The following is a 16,634-nucleotide window of genomic DNA, read 5'->3' as shown; positions in this document are numbered from 1 at the left end:
CGATTAACCAAATTCGCGCAGGCGCATAGCCAGTTTCTGGAAGAAGTTGGCCTGGCTGGTATCACGATCTTCTTGACCGGTGATCACTACCGTCGCCGTGGTGCCCGATGGCCACAGATTCCCCTGCTGGTGATCGAGGCGAATACGCACCGGCACACGCTGCGCCAGACGCACCCACTCAAGGTTGGAGTCGACCGAGGCCATCCCTTTCGAGTCGCTGCTGCTGCTGGCGTTGGTCACCCCCGCAGCGATACTGTCCACCGTCCCTTTAATGGTTTTGCTGCTGCCCAGCGGGGTAATCTCCGCACGATAGCCTGGACGGACGCCCTCCAGTTTGGTCTCTTCCAGATAGGCCATGACGTAAAACGTATTCTCTTTCACCAGCGCCACCGCCGTGGAGCCACGGGTGATAAATTCCCCAGTGTAGACGTTAAGGTTAGTCACCCAGCCATCCGCAGGGGCGCGAATGACCGTCCGCTCCAGATCTAGCCTGGCCAGGTCGCGACTAGCCACCGCTTTCGCCAGCTGATGTTCAACGGTTTGCAGTACGTTGTTCGCCTGATCAATCTCTTCCCGCGACATCGCCTGTACGCCAAGCTTATTACGCCGACCGGCTTCGACGCGTTTTTCCTGAGCTAACGTCTGATAATAGGCGACATCAGCTTCCGCCTGCGCCAGCGCTTTTTGGTAACGAGGTTGGTCAATAACGAACAATACCTGGTCTTTCTTAACCAGTTGGTTATCCTTGACGTTTACCTGAGAAATCAGCCCGGAGACGTCGGGGGCAATCGCCACAATGTCGGCGCTAAAGCGCGCATCACGCGTCCACGGCGAGGCGGTGTAATAAACCCAGGCGCGGAAAATCGCCACGAAGGCCAGAATGACCAGTATCACGGTAATGGCAGTACGGAGGATATTTCTTGTAAGTGTTTTCACATCAACCTCAAACGAACAAGCGCGATATCAAATAAAAAAGGCAGCAATAGAGCGCCGTATTAAACAGTGCTGGGTGCCAGACAAAATCGTAAATGCCGGTCGGAACCAGCAGTCGGTGCACCAGCCAAAAGATAGCCAGCGACAAAAGCAACTCGAAGAAGATCGGCGGAAACGATAAGCCGAAAATCACGATGACAGGAAACAGACTCATGATGACCTTGAATAAGAAGCGTACAGGTAGTGAGCAGATGCGTTTATTATGTAGCTAACAATATATTAACGTAACGATTGCCGCATTATCTACAATGTGTGATCTAAATCACTTTTAAGCCAGAGTGAATAATGGAACGATTAAAACGCATGTCCGTTTTCGCCAAAGTGGTCGAATTAGGTTCATTCACCGCAGCGGCCCGCCAGCTTCAGATGAGCGTTTCCTCGATCAGTCAGACTGTCGCCAAACTGGAAGATGAACTGCAGGTAAAGCTGCTCAACCGCAGCACCCGCAGCCTTGGCTTAACTGAAGCAGGTAAAATCTATTACCAGGGCTGCCGTAGGATGCTGTTTGAAGCGCAGGATGTCCATGAGCAATTATACGCATTTAACAATACCCCCATCGGGACGCTGCGCATCGGCTGCTCTTCAACTATGGCACAGAATGTTCTGGCGCGCATAACGGCGAAAATGCTCAAAGAATACCCCGGGCTCTCTGTTAATCTGGTCACCGGCATACCTGCGCCAGACCTGATCGCCGACGGCCTTGACGTGGTGATCCGCGTGGGCGCCCTGCAGGATTCCAGCCTTTTTTCCCGCCGCCTGGGCTCAATGCCGATGGTTTTATGCGCCGCTAAAAGCTATCTGGCGCAGGCTGGCAATCCAGAGAAACCGGCCGACCTTGCCGGACATGCCTGGCTGGAATATAGCGTGCGGCCGGACAATGAGTTTGTCATTATCGCGCCGGAAGGGATCTCGACCCGCCTGACCCCGCAGGGGCGCTTCGTGACCAACGACCCTATGACGCTGGTGCGCTGGCTAACCGCCGGGGTGGGTATCGCCTATGTACCGTTAATGTGGGCGATCGAAGAGATCAACCGCGGTGAGCTTGAGATCCTGCTGCCCAGCTATCAGTCCGATCCGCGACCGGTCTACGCCCTGTATACGGAAAAGGATAAACTGCCGCTGAAAGTGCAGGTCTGTATCAACTATCTGACGGAGTATTTTGTCGACGTGGCGAAGATCTATCAGGGCATGCACGGGCGCGGGATCGCCCGGTGAGGCGGTTCCCGGCAGCGCCGGGAACCAGGTCAGGATCAGGCGGTGCCGCCGACGGTAAGGTTATCGACCTTCAGGGTCGGCTGGCCGACGCCCACCGGCACGCTCTGGCCCTCTTTGCCACAGACGCCGACGCCGTTATCCAGGCGCAGGTCGTTGCCCACCATCGAAATCTGCTGCATGGTCTCAATGCCGGAGCCAATCAGCGTGGCCCCTTTCACCGCCTTCGTGACCTTCCCTTTTTCGATCAGATAGGCCTCGGAAGTGGAAAAGACGAATTTACCGGAGGTGATATCCACCTGCCCGCCGCCGAAGTTAGGCGCAAAGATACCGTAGTCGACCGATTCGATAATCTCCTGTGGCGTCGACTGGCCCGCCAGCATATAGGTGTTGGTCATACGCGGCATCGGCAGATGGGCATACGACTCACGTCGGCCATTGCCGGTCGGTGCGACGCCCATCAGGCGCGCGTTGAGTTTATCCTGCATATAGCCTTTCAGAATGCCGTTTTCGATCAGCACGTTGTATTGCCCCGGCGTCCCTTCGTCATCAATGGCCACCGAGCCACGGCGATCGGCGATGGTGCCGTCATCCACTACGGTGCACAGCTCAGAGGCGACTAATTCCCCCATATGGCCGCTAAAGACCGAGGTGCCACGCCGGTTGAAATCGCCTTCCAGCCCATGGCCGACCGCTTCATGCAGCAGGACGCCAGGCCAGCCGGCGCCGAGCACCACCGGCAGCATCCCCGCAGGGGCGGCGACCGCCGAGAGGTTGACCAGCGCCATGCGCACCGCTTCTTTCGCCCAGGCATCGGCCCGCACGTCGCCCTCCTGGGAGGCGAGGAAATAGTCATAACCAAAACGCCCGCCACCACCGCTGCTGCCGCGCTCACGCTTGCCATCCTCTTCCACCAGCACGCTGACGGAAAGACGAACCAGCGGACGAACGTCGGCGGCCAGAGTGCCATCGGTGGCGGCGACCAGGATCAGCTCATACACCCCGCTCAGGCTGGCTGAAACCTCCTGCACCCGCTGGTCCGCCGCCCGGGCGACTTTGTCTACCCGGCGCAGAATATCCAGCTTCTCTTCCCGGGTCATACTCTGCAGCGGGTCGATGCTGGTGTACAGGGCACGATGCTCTACGGCGCCGAGGGTCTGCACTTTGCCATTGCCGGTGTCGCGCACAATGGTCCGCGCCGCCTGGGCGCTCTGCTCCAGCGCCAGTTTGCTGATCTGATCGGCGTAGGCAAAGCCCGTTTTTTCGCCGCTGACGGCGCGCACGCCTACGCCCTGGTCGATATTGTACGACCCATCTTTAATGATGCTGTCTTCCAGAACCCAGGATTCGTGATAGCTCGACTGAAAATAGAGATCGCCGTAATCGAGGCGGCGCTCGGTCAGTTGACCAAGAATGGCAAACAGGTCCTGATGATTCAGGCCATTTGCCGACAGTAATTGTTCACTTACCAGGTTCAGACTCATCGTTATGCTACTCGTTTGTTGCCGCCTGACAGGCGGAAATACAGAAGGCTATCTATTGAGATTGCGGCAATTCCCGGCAATCGTCAAATCATTGCTTTTTATTGCTGCGCGCCTGGCGCAGCACTTCATTGATCTGCGGCTGGTCAATCGGGCCAGTGATGCGATAGCGCAGAATCGAAACTTTATTCCACAGCGGACCCAGCACTTTGCTGGCGGCAAATACCGCCGCGCCGACGATGGGGTTGACGGCAAAGGCCGCCGCCACGCCGACGGTCGCGGAGATCTCCGGCGCCACCACCGCCTGCAGATCCAGCTGGCGACGCACCAGATCGACCGACCCTTTCATAGCAATATCCGCTTCAAGGCCATCCACCAGCGTATCATCGGTATGCAGTACGCCATCCTTAATCCATGCCGTACTGTTAATCGAATCAAAGTAAAAGCCTTCGCTGAAGGTATCGCTGAAATCGAAACGCAGTTTACGCAGCAGGGCATCCACACTCAGCAGACGCAGCAGCTGGCCAGCGTGCCCGGTACTCAGGTCGGTAAACTGCCCCTTGCCCAGGTGGCTTTTAATGATGCCATTGAGCGACGCGACATCGGGTGACCAGGGCGGCGCGCGCCAGTGCAGATCGTAGTCGATATCAAACGGCGAATCCTTCACCGGCGTGGAGACGCCAAAGAAATCCGCAAATGCATCCGTCTTATTGCCGTGCAGTCTGCCTTTCAGCGAGGTTCGAACCCCTGAAGGGGCGTTCACCCACACGCCGTTGGTCGTCAGCCGGCCAAACCCGGTATCCACCAGGCCGTTGGAGAGCGTTAAGGTATCCCCTTTGATCGCCACATCCCCATCGATGCGGCCATATTTTTGTCCCCACAGCCAGCATTCCGCGCAGCGTAGCTGCAGATCGGGCCAGCCATGGAAATCCAGCCGCGTCGCCGTCTGGGGGGCCACATTCTCTGTTGCGTTCTGGCCGCTGGCGCTGGCCGGATTGAAATAGAGATAACGCACATTTGCCAGCCACGGAGCATTGTCGCGCATCGTCAATGTGGCATTGATCTCACGCCCCTGCGCCTCAACCTGCGAGCCGCCGGCGACCGGCTGGGACATCAGACTGACGTTGTTCCACTGTTGCCCCGCGAGGGCCAGCGACGGCGTACGCAGCACAATGCGCGGTGGAAAGAGCACGCTGCTGCTCACTTCATTTGCCGCGCCGTTCTCGAAGAGCGCCAGCCACTGCGCGCCATCCATCGGCGGCAGGTTGAGCTCGATACCGGGCTGATCGGGCAGCGGAGAGTGCCCTTTGCTGTCAGTGGTAAGGATCGCTCTATCCAGCGTCAGCTTATGATTGAGCAACCAGCGGCTGTTAATATGATTCTTCGCCCCGATGGAGCCGGTCAGGTCGAAGCTGCTCAGGCCGCCGGCGACGTTAATTTTGACCGGAAGGGGTTCGCCGGCGGGCTTACTGACTGGCGAAGGTAAGCGACTGCTCACATTCTTCAGATCGCCGTTGATATCGACCTTATAGCTGGCATTGCCATGGTACGGCAGTTCGATGGCGACCTTGCCATCCCACGGGACGCTACCGCTCAACGCCTCACTCACGGCTTTCGGCAGCAGCCCGGTGCGCGACGGCTGCCAGTTGGCATTCATCCCGACATCCACCAGAAACGCTTTTTCACCTTCGCGGGTGGAAAAATTGAGGTTCAGCGGCTGATTAAACCAGGTCGCGCTCAACGTTTGACTATTGAGATCGCCATTCACAAAGCTGAAATTACCGCTCAGGTTCTGCAGCGTAGTATCTAACGGTTTGATAAACAGGCTATTATTCTGCAGGCGCACATCGCCTTTCGCGGTGGTCATCTCGCCGTCGAGGGGGATATTAAGATGTAAGCGAGCGCTCACATCCCCATCCAGCTGCAGGGAATCCAGCGCCGCCCCGAGCGACTCTTTCAGCGGCGTAGTATTAAAGTAAGGTCCAACCTCTTTGCCCGGGCCTTTGATATCGGAATCAATCAGCAGTTTTTCCTGCGCATAGTCCGGGATCGCGGCATCGAGATTGCTGGCGGTCACGTTGCCAAGCATCGCTTTATCCGCCCGCATCCACAGGCCGTTGTTGATAAAATTGAGATCGATGTTCAGCCCGGTTAACGCCGGCCAGTCCGGTTGGAAGGCAAAAGTGGCGTTCTTCAGCGGAACATAAACCTGGAACTGGCCTTCATTATGCGGATAAGGGAATAGATGCGGATTGCCGCCATACACCAGCGTCGCATCGCTGGCTTGCCCTGCTTTAATCGCGCCGCTGAGATAGTCCACCAGCGCTTTGCCCATCAGATTTTCCGGGAAATAACGCCATGCCTGGCCACCGTCATTGGTGCTGATGCCCGCCAGAATACCCAGCCAGGGATCGTCCCCCTGCGGTTGCAGATAGCGGAAGCCGCCGCGGGCGCGTACGCCTGTCGCCTGCACGTCTATATCGCGGCCATCAAGCATAAACCCTTTGTCGTTTTTCACCCAACTGAGTGTGGCTTCGCCAGCGGCTATCTCCAGCGGCGCGCGGAAGACGCCGGCATACGGCATCAGCGCCTTCGCCATATGAGCGCGTAATTCCCCGTGCTCAACGCTGCCATTCAGACTGCCGGAGAAGTGCTCTGCCCCCGGCAGGAGTTTCCACTGCTTCCACGCCAGATCGCTCCACTGCGCCTGAAAACGCGTTTTCTCCGTCGCCTGCAGGGGGATATCTAGAGCCAGCAAATTGATTTTGCCGCCAGGCTGCGTGGTTCGCCAGAGTTCGCCCAGAGAAGGCGCCAGCTTATCAGCAAACGGCTGTAACCCGCTCAGGCCGCTGAGGGCCAAATTGCTGGCGCGAATACGTAACTCATCGCTACGCTGACGATCGTCGCCACCAACGTCCTGCGCCGGGATCCACGCCATCGCCAGGGCTCCGCTTGGCCAGGGTTTATCATCGATAGCGATCCGCGTATCGGGAATATAAAAGGCCCAGCTTTGCTTATCATGGGAGAGATGCGCCGTCAGGTTATCCACCGACAAATGATGGACTTCGTTATCGCCCTGCCAGCTGGCGCCCCCTTTTTTCAGCCATACGTCGCCGCTGGCCACATCGCCTTTTTCAATGGTCATCCAGCCTTCGAGGCTGAAGCGGGCGCTTTTCAGGGCGATATTGTCCTGCATCCAGCGTCCCAGCCACGGTTTGACGTCGATATCATCCGCCTGTAGCCAGACCCGGCCTTTATTCAGCAGGCCATCCTCATCGCGAAGATCCATCCGCACCTGCATGACGCCATGCTGGCCGGTGAGGCTGGAGAGGCTGAGCTGCCCCTCGGCGCGATGACGGTTCCTGCCGTTAAGCCATGTCAGTTGCGGAACCGCCAGCTCCGCCCGCTGACCGGAAAGGGTCAGGAAGCTCAGATGGCTGTCGCGCAGAGTAAAGTGATCGAACTGACGTAAAAAGAGATCGCTGATGCGGTCGGTTTTCAGGCTTTCGCCACCGTCATTGGTCTGAATAGGGGTATTGGTATGGACCTGCAGCTGCCAGAAGGTGAGGTCGCGGAACTGCCAGCGCATATGCAGCAGGCTCTGCCAGACATCCAGCGCCAGGGTTACGCGCTTGACCGCCATTGTGCCGCCATCTTTCAGCCCGACATGGATATCGCGGGCGTCTAACGTCGGACCAAAAGTCTGCCAGCTGGCGGTGATCTGCGAGGCGTCCACCGGCGTACCGGTGAGGGTGGAGATCTTCTCCAGCAGCTGCGGACGCCAGGCGTCGAGCTGTGGCAACACGAGACGCAAGCCACTCACCAGCAGCGCGACGATAACAATCAATGTTGCCACGGTGAGCAATAAAATCCCGGGCAGTCGCCTCACGCCTCTCTCCTTGTCAGCCGCACAATGACGCGGTGTCTTACATCATAACCACATCGAACTGCTCTTGATTATAGAGCGGCTCAATTTGTACCTTCACCTGTTTGCCGACAAAGATTTCCACTTCCGCCAGCGCATGCGACTCTTCCCCTTTCAGGGTTTCCGCCACCGCAGGGGAAGCATAGACCAGGAAGCGATCGGAATCATAAGCATGATGTACGCGGACGATCTCACGCATAATCTCATAGCACACCGTTTCCACCGACTTTACCGTTCCACGTCCGTGGCAGGTTGGGCACTCGTTGCACAGCACATGCTCCACGCTTTCACGGGTGCGTTTACGGGTCATCTCCACCAGGCCCAGCTGGGAGAAGCCGTTAATGCTGGTCTTCACCCGATCTTTACTCAGCGCCTGCTCTAAAGAGTGCAACACCCGTCGACGGTGATCTTCATTGTTCATGTCTATGAAATCAATGATGATAATGCCGCCGAGATTACGCAAACGTAGCTGGCGGGCTATCGCCTGGGTGGCTTCGATGTTGGTATTGAAGATCGTATCGTCAAGATTGCGGTGCCCGACAAAGGCCCCGGTGTTGATATCGATGGTGGTCATCGCCTCGGTCTGGTCGATGATCAGATAGCCCCCCGATTTGAGCTCGACTTTACGCTCCAGCGCGCGCTGAATTTCGTTCTCAACGTCAAAGAGATCGAATATCGGCTGACGGCCGCTGTAGTGTTCCAGCTTGCTGGTCATTTCCGGGATATATTCGGCGGTGAATTCGAGCAACGCCTCATAGGTCAGGCGCGAGTCGACGCGAATGCGATCCAGTTGCGCATCGGCAAAATCACGCAGCACGCGCTGGGCCAGAGCCAGCTCGCCATACAGCTGATAGCGGGTCTGGTTGCGCTTTTTGCGCTCCATCACCTTGGTCCATACGCGCTTAAGATAAGCGGCATCGGCGGCCATCTCCTGCTCGTGAACGCCTTCCGCAGCGGTGCGAATGATAAACCCGCCCTGCTCATCGCAATATTCTGCGACGACCTTTTTTAGGCGCTCGCGCTCGGCTTCGCTTTCAATCCGCTGAGAGACCCCCACGTGGGAGGCGCCTGGCATAAAGACCAGATAGCGGGAAGGCAGGGTAATATCGGTGGTCAGACGCGCGCCTTTGGTACCCAGCGGATCTTTAACCACCTGGACCATCAGGTCCTGGCCCTGGCGCACCAGCTCCGAAATATCGCGCACGGTAAACTGCTTTTGCTCCTCACCGGCGACGCACTCGGTATGCGGCATGATATCGGAGGCGTGAAGGAACGCCGCCTTATCCAGACCAATATCTACAAAAGCCGCCTGCATTCCCGGCAGCACTCGGCTAACACGACCTTTGTAGATATTGCCTACTATTCCGCGTCGCGCTTCACGCTCAATATGGATTTCCTGCAGAATACCGCCATCAATATACGCAACGCGCGTTTCGGATGGCGTTACGTTAACTAATAATTCAGCCGTCATCTTTATCCCTTTCCTTTACGCAGTGAGTTAAAGTTACTGAGCAACTCATACGTTTCCACCAGCGGTAAGCCGACTACGGCGTGATAGCTGCCATTAATCTTCCTGACGAAGCAACCACCCAACCCTTGAATACCGTATGCACCTGCTTTATCTAAAGGCTCGCCGCTGGCCACATAATCGGCGATATCCTGCTCGCTGAGCCGCCGGAAGGTCACTTCCGTGACCACCAGACAGTCCAGCGTTTGCTGCTTATCCGCCAGCGCCACCGCGGTCATGACCTGATGGGTGTGGCCGGAAAGCAAACGCAGCATCGCTGCAGCGTGTTCGGCGTCGCGCGGTTTTTCCAGCACTTCGCCGTTCAAAATGACAATCGTATCCGCTCCCAGCACCGGCAAATCGCGGGTGGCCATCGCCACCCCGGCCTGCGCTTTTTCGCGCGCCAGGCGGACGACATAGTGCTGGGCGCTCTCCTGCGGCTGGCGCTGCTCCTCGATACCAGGAACCAGACGCTCGAAAGCGAGACCAAGCTGAGTCAGCAGTTCCTGCCGACGCGGGGAACCAGAAGCGAGATACAGAGTTGTCATATCAACCTTATTGCACTGCAAATTGCTGACGCACTTTACGCATCAGCAGGAAGAGCCATGGCCAGAGGATGCCGTTTACTACACTACTCCAGAATACTTCCGGACGGAAAGAGACGTTGATCACTAAAAACTCTGCCCAGAAAACAATGATATCCACGGCCAGGGATAACAGCATTACCACCAGCGCCTGTTGCCACAGCGCCAGGTTACGGAACAGCTGATACTTCAGCGCGACCAGATAGGCGACGATGCTTAAAGACAGCGCGCGAACGCCGAGCGTTGAACCGCTGATGAGATCAAGAATAGCCCCCATCACGAAACCCGTCCCCACGTTTACCCGGTGCGGCAACGCGAGGATCCAGTACAGCAGGATCAATAATACCCAGTTGGGCCGGAAAACGCTGATGTCCGCCGGCCAGGGCATAATTTGCAGCAATAGCGCGATAAGAAACGAGAGCCAGATAACCCAGCGTCCCTGGCTACGGTAACTTGCCACTATTGCCCCCCTGCAGGCTGCGATGGCTGAGGCGGCGTCAACCCGGTGGCGGGCGCCGGCATCTGCGGCCCCATCGCATCCGGCGCAGGCAGTACCTGCGGCATCATCTGCATCAGACGTTCGTTAGCCACCCGATGAACCTCTTCCGGGGTCATCGGGTTAGCGCCATTACGATCGGCGCCCCACAGCAGCAACAGATAGCGCAAGCGCTGCAGCCCGGCCGTCGGACGCGCCTGAATCACGGTATAGGCGCGCTGGGTGTCCAGTTTCACCGAGGAGACTACCCCGACCGGATACCCTTCAGGGAAACGACCGCCGAGACCGGAGGTCACCAGCACGTCGCCGACGCGAATATCGGTATTTGCCGGCAGATGCTCAAGCTGGAGATCGTCCGTGCAGCCGTTACCGGCGGCAATGACGCGAATGTCGTTACGCAGAACCTGGATCGGCAGCGCATGAGTGGCATCGCAGATCAGCAGCACCCGGCTGGTCATTTTCGCCACGGCCACGACCTGCCCCACGACGCCTTTATCGCTGATAACCGGCTGGCCTTCATAGACGCCGTTCACGCTGCCTTTGTCAATAACCACCTGATCGCTGTAAGGGTCGTTGACCGTTGAGATGACCTGCGTCACCATTTTTTGCTCGTCCTGGCGCAGCGGCGAGCCAAGCAGTTCACGCAGGCGCGCGTTCTCCTGCTTGTACTGGCCCAGCATCAGCAGATCGCTGTTTTTCAGCAACAGCTCCTGGCGCAGCGCGCGGTTTTCCAGTTCGAGCTGGTCGCGGGTAGCTAGCGTCTGCGATACGCTGTCGAGCAGTTCCCGGGGACCATTAGAGACAAAGTAGAAAGGGCTGACGGCTGTATCCATGTACGTTCTGATTTGACTGAACGTACCCAGGCGGCTGTCGGCGATAATCACGCCAAGCGCCACCAGCACCGCCAGAATAAGGCGAATCTGTAGCGAGGGGCCACGGCTAAAAATTGGCTTCATAGGCTATGCGTATTCTCGTGTCAGTAAAGACCAGGGGCAGCTCGTATGCCGCCCCGGACCTTCAGGCTGACTACTCTTCGCTAAACAGGTCGCCGCCGTGCATGTCGATCATCTCCAGCGCCTTGCCGCCGCCACGCGCTACGCAGGTCAGCGGATCTTCAGCAACCACGACTGGAATACCGGTTTCTTCCATTAACAGACGGTCCAGGTTGCGCAGCAGCGCACCACCGCCGGTGAGAACCATCCCGCGTTCAGAGATATCAGACGCCAGTTCCGGCGGGCACTGCTCAAGGGCAACCATGACCGCGCTCACGATGCCGGTCAGAGGCTCCTGCAGCGCTTCAAGAATTTCGTTTGAGTTCAGGGTGAAGCCGCGTGGCACGCCTTCCGCCAGGTTACGACCGCGCACTTCAATTTCGCGCACTTCATCGCCCGGGTAAGCCGAACCGATTTCATGCTTGATACGTTCAGCGGTCGCTTCACCGATCAGGGAGCCGTAGTTACGACGCACGTAATTGATAACGGCTTCGTCGAAGCGGTCACCGCCGATACGTACAGAAGAGGAATAGACCACGCCGTTCAGGGAGATAACCGCCACCTCAGTGGTACCGCCACCGATATCCACCACCATGGAGCCGGTCGCTTCAGAAACCGGTAAGCCTGCGCCAATCGCTGCCGCCATCGGCTCTTCGATCAGGAAGACTTCACGGGCGCCTGCGCCCTGCGCGGATTCACGAATAGCGCGACGTTCGACCTGGGTTGCGCCAACCGGTACACACACCAGCACGCGCGGGCTCGGGCGCATAAAGCTGTTGCTGTGCACTTGTTTGATAAAGTGCTGCAGCATCTTTTCCGTCACGAAGAAGTCAGCGATAACGCCGTCCTTCATCGGGCGAATCGCCGCGATATTACCCGGGGTACGGCCGAGCATCTGCTTCGCTTCATGACCCACGGCGGCGACGCTTTTCGGCGATCCGGCACGATCCTGACGAATGGCCACCACGGAAGGCTCATTCAATACGATGCCTTGTCCTTTTACGTAAATAAGGGTATTCGCGGTACCCAGGTCAATGGACAGGTCATTGGAAAACATGCCACGAAATTTTTTTAACATACTAAGGGATAATCCTGAAAGCTGGGGCGGAAAACAAAATCCGCTTACTTTACCAACCACACGCAGCAGCGACAAGGCGCAAAAATCACCTGCTGCGGTGAAAATTAGTGCAGTTCATTTCCTTTGTTACAAATTTTCCCGACTCCGTTCATTGCTGAAATCTTCAGCAGCGCTCCACGCCTGAATTTGTAACCTGTCAAAGGAGGGTCACTGGCATTTACATTGCGATGATCCGGCAGGTAGACAAGCACACCCCCTTCACGATGGCGCGCGTTATTCTACGTGAAATCACGCTAAACGGCAGATCAAACCGAGTATCTTTGCGAATATTTTTTCACATTTGTGTCAAGTGGCTGTGAGGCGGCAAAAAATTCCCCCTGCCCGCCCGTGACACCGCATTGGGACAGTACCAACCACTCGCTGCGGCTACGTACGCCCGTCGCAAAAACTTGCATAGGCATGCCTTTACAGGCTTCCACCAGGCTTTGCACCAGCAGTTGGTTCTCGCTGCGCTTTTCGATGTTGCGCGCCAGACCCGGATGCAGTTTGATCAGCTCCGCATCCAGCTGCTTGATCCAGCTGGTTCCAACCAGGGTTAACCCCGCCTGAACCACTGCCACCCGAACGCCCAGAGCGTTAACCAATCGCATAACCGGCTGCAGACGGCCGATATATTGACAAACATCTGCCTCTGCAAGTTCAAAAATAATCCGCTGACGCTGCGATTTTTCACACTGCATCAAGGCATCGCGCAGCCAGCGCTGGAAACGCGGACGGATCAGCGACTCCACCGACAGCTGGAGCGCCAGATTCTCCTCGGGCCAGAAGCCTAAAAACGGCAGCAGGCGCGTTACCTGCAGGCGGTCATACTCCTCCGCCAGGCCAAACTGCAGCACCATCGGCATGTATTCCGCTGCAATCACCTCTTCTTTACCGTCGTACATCCGCGACATCAGTTCACGATGATGTACCCGCCCGTCGCGGGTGACAGCAGGTTTTTGGTACAACCGCGGCCCGCCGCGGCTCAGCATCTGTTCGATCAGCGTTCGCCAGCGAACGTTGCCACGACCTTTCTCCGGAAGGGTGTCATCATAGACCGACCAGCTGTTGCTGCCCTGCAGCACCGCGTTGCGCGTCGCCGCTTCCGCATGTTCCATCACCTGCGCCGCCGATTGCCCGCTGCGGAAAGAACAGATGCCGATATGCATCATATCGTCGCGATCGAGGATACGCGTTGGAGGCAGCGCATCCATCGCCTTCAGCAACAGGCCGGCGATACTATCCGCCTCTTTCAACGTACGGTGCGGCAGCAGCACGGCGAAGTCGCTACGGTGATAGCGCGCCAACAGCGCGCCGGGGTAACGCATAATAAAGGTAGAGAGCAGGTTGATAAGCGTAAAGTAATGTTCTTCGGCCGCCGCCCGTCCCCAGTTGTCCCGTAGCAGATCAAACTCCGGCAGACGGATCATCATCACGATGCCGTAGGCTCCCACCTTCTCCTGGTCTTCCAGCAGCGTGGCCAGCTGATTGTCAAAAAACAGGCGGTTATTCAGTCCGGTTTTCGAATCCTGCGCCGCGTAGGAGCGAATAAGCGTATCCATCCGGCTGCGCTGATCGCTGGCGAACTGCAGCTCCGACAGCAGCATATCCAGCGCGCTACTGGTGCTGGCCGGCCATTCATAGACCGACCCGCGCACCTGCGGCCCGCGCTCGCCGCTCAGGATACGCGTGGAACGCAGCTCCAGCAGCTCCTGGCCGGCCAGCTGGCGGCGGATCCAGCGGACGGCGAAGAAAATAATTACCACCATGAAGCCAATGGAGATCGACAGCGGGGCAGTGATCGACAGCGAACGGAAATAGTTCACCATCGGGTCAACGTAGACCAGATGCAGCGTAATACCAGGATGTTTAAGCGACTGAACCGTGATCTCACGGAATTGCTCATGGCTGCCGAGCGGGCGATAGCTATCGGGTCGGGAATGGCTGTAGAGCGGTTTGCCGTTGAGCATGAAATCGATATGCACGATCTCGATCGGCGTCATCAGCTCATCCAACTGCGGTTCAAGCTTATCGAAAGAGGTGGTGATGAGCCGGTTATCCAGCATGGTCGCCACCGCCTGAACGCGGTTTTCGACCTTGTTCTCAATGCCGTTATAAAAACTCAGCGAAGCGCCAATCAGCGTGACAAAGATGGTCAGGCTAGTTAGCAGCGTAATAAAGGCTGAGAACTTCGTCGTTAATCGCATCCCTGTGTTAACTCCGCGAGTGAATGACTACCCGATGAACCATCAGGCTCCCGTGCCGGCGCGCACCTTGCCGCAAGCATTAACCTTTTAAAGCGCGACGCATACTATCAAAGATGGCGAGTCTGGCAATGGAATGCGTATTATCGGTAAAAGTATGCCGATAGCGAGTATAGTTTGCAGAAAAAATTTGCCAATCGTCGCCCGCCTGCGGCCTGCGCCAGAAGCGCTTTAATTTTAGACGCAGGATGGCAAACCCGCGCCGGCGGCGCAAATTATTACCGGTTTACCGTTTGGCCTGCTTGCCGCCCTCTTTTTCCCTGCTAAAGATGCCGGGTCATGCGCGGTAAAGGAAACGTCTTGCGCCACTTTCCGATGATTCCTGGACGACCGCGCCTCTGCTTCGGCGGCGGCTCCTCATCCTAATGTGCAATTTTTCGTGACATATTCGCCATTCATCGCCGTCTCCGTCATGCTTAGGAAAACGCATGACGGAGGACACCATGAAAAGAAAAAAACTGACGGAAGCCGACGTCACGGCCGAATCCGTTTTTATGCTCAAGCGGCGCCAGGTGCTGAAAATGCTGGGTATCAGCGCGACGGCGCTTTCGCTTCCCGCCGCCGCGCAGGCCGATCTGCTGGACTGGTTTAAAGGAAATGACCGCCCGCCGGCCCCGGCGGGCAAGGCCCTGGAGTTTGCTAAACCCGCCGAGTGGCAGGCTAATCTGACGCTTACCCCGGAAGATAAGGTCGCCGGTTACAATAATTTTTATGAATTCGGCCTCGATAAAGCCGATCCGGCGGCGAACGCGGGTAGCCTGCGCACCGATCCCTGGACGCTCACCATCGGTGGCGAAGTGGCGAAACCTCTGACCCTTGACCATGACGATCTGACCAAACGCTTCCCGCTGGAAGAGCGCATTTATCGTATGCGCTGTGTGGAAGCCTGGTCGATGGTGGTCCCCTGGGTCGGCTTCCCGCTGCATAAACTGCTGGCGCTGGTGGAGCCCACCAGCAGCGCGCGCTATGTGGCCTTCAAAACCCTCTATGCTCCGGATCAAATGCCCGGCCAGAAAGACCGGTTTATCGGCGGGGGGCTCGCTTACCCTTACGTGGAGGGGCTACGGCTGGATGAAGCGATGCACCCGCTGACGCTACTCACCGTCGGGGTGTATGGCAAAGCGCTGCCGCCGCAAAACGGCGCGCCGGTCCGCCTGACCGTGCCGTGGAAGTACGGTTTTAAAGGCATAAAATCCATTGTTAGTATCGAGCTGACCCGCGAGCGGCCGCCAACCACCTGGAACCTGGCGGCGCCGGACGAATACGGCTTCTTCGCTAACGTCAATCCGCACGTCGATCACCCCCGCTGGTCGCAGGCTAGCGAGCGGTTTATCGGCGCCGGCGGCGTGCTCGATGTGAAGCGTCAACCGACGTTGCTGTTTAATGGCTATGCCGACGAAGTGGCGTCGCTGTATCGCGGCATGAATCTGCGGGAGAACTTCTAGTGCGTTTCACCGTCAAACAGATCGTCTGGCTGAAGGTTTTACTTCACCTTGCGGGGTTTTTGCCGCTGGTCTGGTTATTCTGGGCCGGGCACCAGGGCTACTTTAGCGCCGATCCAGCCAAGGATATCCAGCACTTTACCGGCAGAATGGCGCTTAAGTTTCTGCTGGCGACGCTGCTGGTCTCTCCGCTGGCGCGCTATGCGAAGCAGCCATTATTGATTCGCGTTCGTCGGCTGTTAGGTTTATGGTGTTTTGCCTGGGCGACGCTGCACCTGACCAGCTATACCCTACTGGAGCTGGGCATTAACAATCTGGCTCTGCTGGGCTCGGAGATTATCACCCGCCCCTATCTGACATTGGGCATGATCAGCTGGGCGATTCTGCTGGCGCTGGCGGTGACCTCCACGCAAGCGATGCAGCGAAAACTGGGGCGTCGCTGGCAACTTTTACACAACTTCGTCTATCTGGTAGCGATCCTCGCGCCGATACACTACCTGTGGTCAGTGAAGATCGTCTCGCCGCAGCCCGTTATATATGCCCTGCTGGCAGCGGGGCTATTGACATGGCGTTACAAGAAGTTCCGCCAGTGGTGGCGCGCAATCCGGTAATGTGCAGTTT

14 protein-coding genes are annotated in these 16,634 nt (G+C 57.4%); 3 read left to right on the top strand and 11 right to left on the bottom strand.

All coding sequences use genetic code 11. The features are described from left to right. Positions 1-3 precede the first annotated feature (3 nt). Together aaeA and aaeX are read right to left on the bottom strand one after the other, a co-directional pair. The gene (gene aaeA / locus ACR809_RS02395) at positions 4-936 is read right to left on the bottom strand and encodes a p-hydroxybenzoic acid efflux pump subunit AaeA (protein ID WP_002918639.1); all 933 of its coding nucleotides are present in this window, start codon (positions 934-936) and stop codon (positions 4-6) included. Between the two features lie 7 nt (positions 937-943). Then, positions 944-1,147: a p-hydroxybenzoic acid efflux pump operon protein AaeX gene (gene aaeX / locus ACR809_RS02390; RefSeq protein WP_002918640.1), complete on the bottom strand. Its 204-nt coding sequence runs from the start codon at positions 1,145-1,147 to the stop codon at positions 944-946. Positions 1,148-1,278: 131 nt separating this feature from the next. Here aaeX and aaeR point away from each other — a divergent pair, with 131 nt between their 5' ends. Then, positions 1,279-2,208: an HTH-type transcriptional activator AaeR gene (gene aaeR, locus ACR809_RS02385; RefSeq protein ID WP_002918641.1), complete on the top strand. Its 930-nt coding sequence runs from the start codon at positions 1,279-1,281 to the stop codon at positions 2,206-2,208. A 35-nt stretch (positions 2,209-2,243) separates the two neighbouring features. Here the strand turns inward: aaeR and tldD are convergent, their stop codons facing one another. From tldD to ACR809_RS02340, 9 genes are all read right to left on the bottom strand, one after another. Further along, entirely contained in the window at positions 2,244-3,689 is a 1,446-nt protein-coding gene (tldD, locus tag ACR809_RS02380) for a metalloprotease TldD (RefSeq protein ID WP_004144958.1), read from the bottom strand. 88 nt (positions 3,690-3,777) lie between these two features. Then, a complete protein-coding gene (yhdP, locus tag ACR809_RS02375) occupies positions 3,778-7,575 on the bottom strand; it encodes an AsmA2 domain-containing protein YhdP (RefSeq protein ID WP_058229192.1) in 3,798 nt (1,265 codons plus the stop codon). A 37-nt stretch (positions 7,576-7,612) separates the two neighbouring features. Then, positions 7,613-9,082 (bottom strand): ribonuclease G, encoded by a 1,470-nt coding sequence (rng, locus tag ACR809_RS02370; protein WP_002918644.1) that lies wholly within the window; start codon positions 9,080-9,082, stop codon positions 7,613-7,615. Between the two features lie 2 nt (positions 9,083-9,084). Next, positions 9,085-9,666, bottom strand: a complete 582-nt coding sequence (locus ACR809_RS02365; RefSeq protein ID WP_002918646.1) for a Maf family protein — start codon at positions 9,664-9,666, stop codon at positions 9,085-9,087. Positions 9,667-9,673: 7 nt separating this feature from the next. Continuing rightward, complete coding sequence (gene mreD / locus ACR809_RS02360) at positions 9,674-10,162, bottom strand: rod shape-determining protein MreD (protein ID WP_002918648.1); 489 nt, start codon at positions 10,160-10,162, stop codon at positions 9,674-9,676. Next, positions 10,162-11,154 carry a rod shape-determining protein MreC gene (mreC, locus tag ACR809_RS02355; protein ID WP_004149974.1) on the bottom strand — a complete coding sequence of 331 codons (993 nt, stop codon included), beginning with the start codon at positions 11,152-11,154 and terminating at the stop codon, positions 10,162-10,164. Before mreC ends, mreD begins: the two co-directional genes overlap by 1 nt. A 70-nt stretch (positions 11,155-11,224) precedes the next feature. After that, complete coding sequence (gene mreB, locus ACR809_RS02350) at positions 11,225-12,268, bottom strand: rod shape-determining protein MreB (RefSeq protein ID WP_002918653.1); 1,044 nt, start codon at positions 12,266-12,268, stop codon at positions 11,225-11,227. Positions 12,269-12,573: 305 nt separating this feature from the next. After that, the gene (gene csrD, locus ACR809_RS02345; protein ID WP_002918686.1) at positions 12,574-14,514 is read right to left on the bottom strand and encodes an RNase E specificity factor CsrD; all 1,941 of its coding nucleotides are present in this window, start codon (positions 14,512-14,514) and stop codon (positions 12,574-12,576) included. Between the two features lie 79 nt (positions 14,515-14,593). After that, positions 14,594-14,785, bottom strand: a complete 192-nt coding sequence (locus tag ACR809_RS02340; RefSeq protein ID WP_004211674.1) for a hypothetical protein — start codon at positions 14,783-14,785, stop codon at positions 14,594-14,596. Between the two features lie 229 nt (positions 14,786-15,014). Between ACR809_RS02340 and msrP the strand changes: the two genes are divergently transcribed. Both msrP and msrQ read left to right on the top strand, forming a co-directional pair. After that, positions 15,015-16,016, top strand: coding sequence for a protein-methionine-sulfoxide reductase catalytic subunit MsrP (gene msrP / locus ACR809_RS02335; RefSeq protein ID WP_004211677.1), 1,002 nt, complete (start codon positions 15,015-15,017; stop codon positions 16,014-16,016). Beyond that, positions 16,016-16,624 (top strand): protein-methionine-sulfoxide reductase heme-binding subunit MsrQ, encoded by a 609-nt coding sequence (gene msrQ, locus ACR809_RS02330; RefSeq protein ID WP_004185869.1) that lies wholly within the window; start codon positions 16,016-16,018, stop codon positions 16,622-16,624. Before msrP ends, msrQ begins: the two co-directional genes overlap by 1 nt. The last annotated feature ends 10 nt before the right edge of the window (positions 16,625-16,634 follow it).

The sequence above is a fragment of the Klebsiella sp. CD33 genome (genome assembly GCF_051992865.1).
GTDB classification, from domain to species: Bacteria; Pseudomonadota; Gammaproteobacteria; order Enterobacterales; family Enterobacteriaceae; genus Klebsiella; species Klebsiella pneumoniae.
This window is presented reverse-complemented; position numbering and strand designations above follow the sequence as displayed.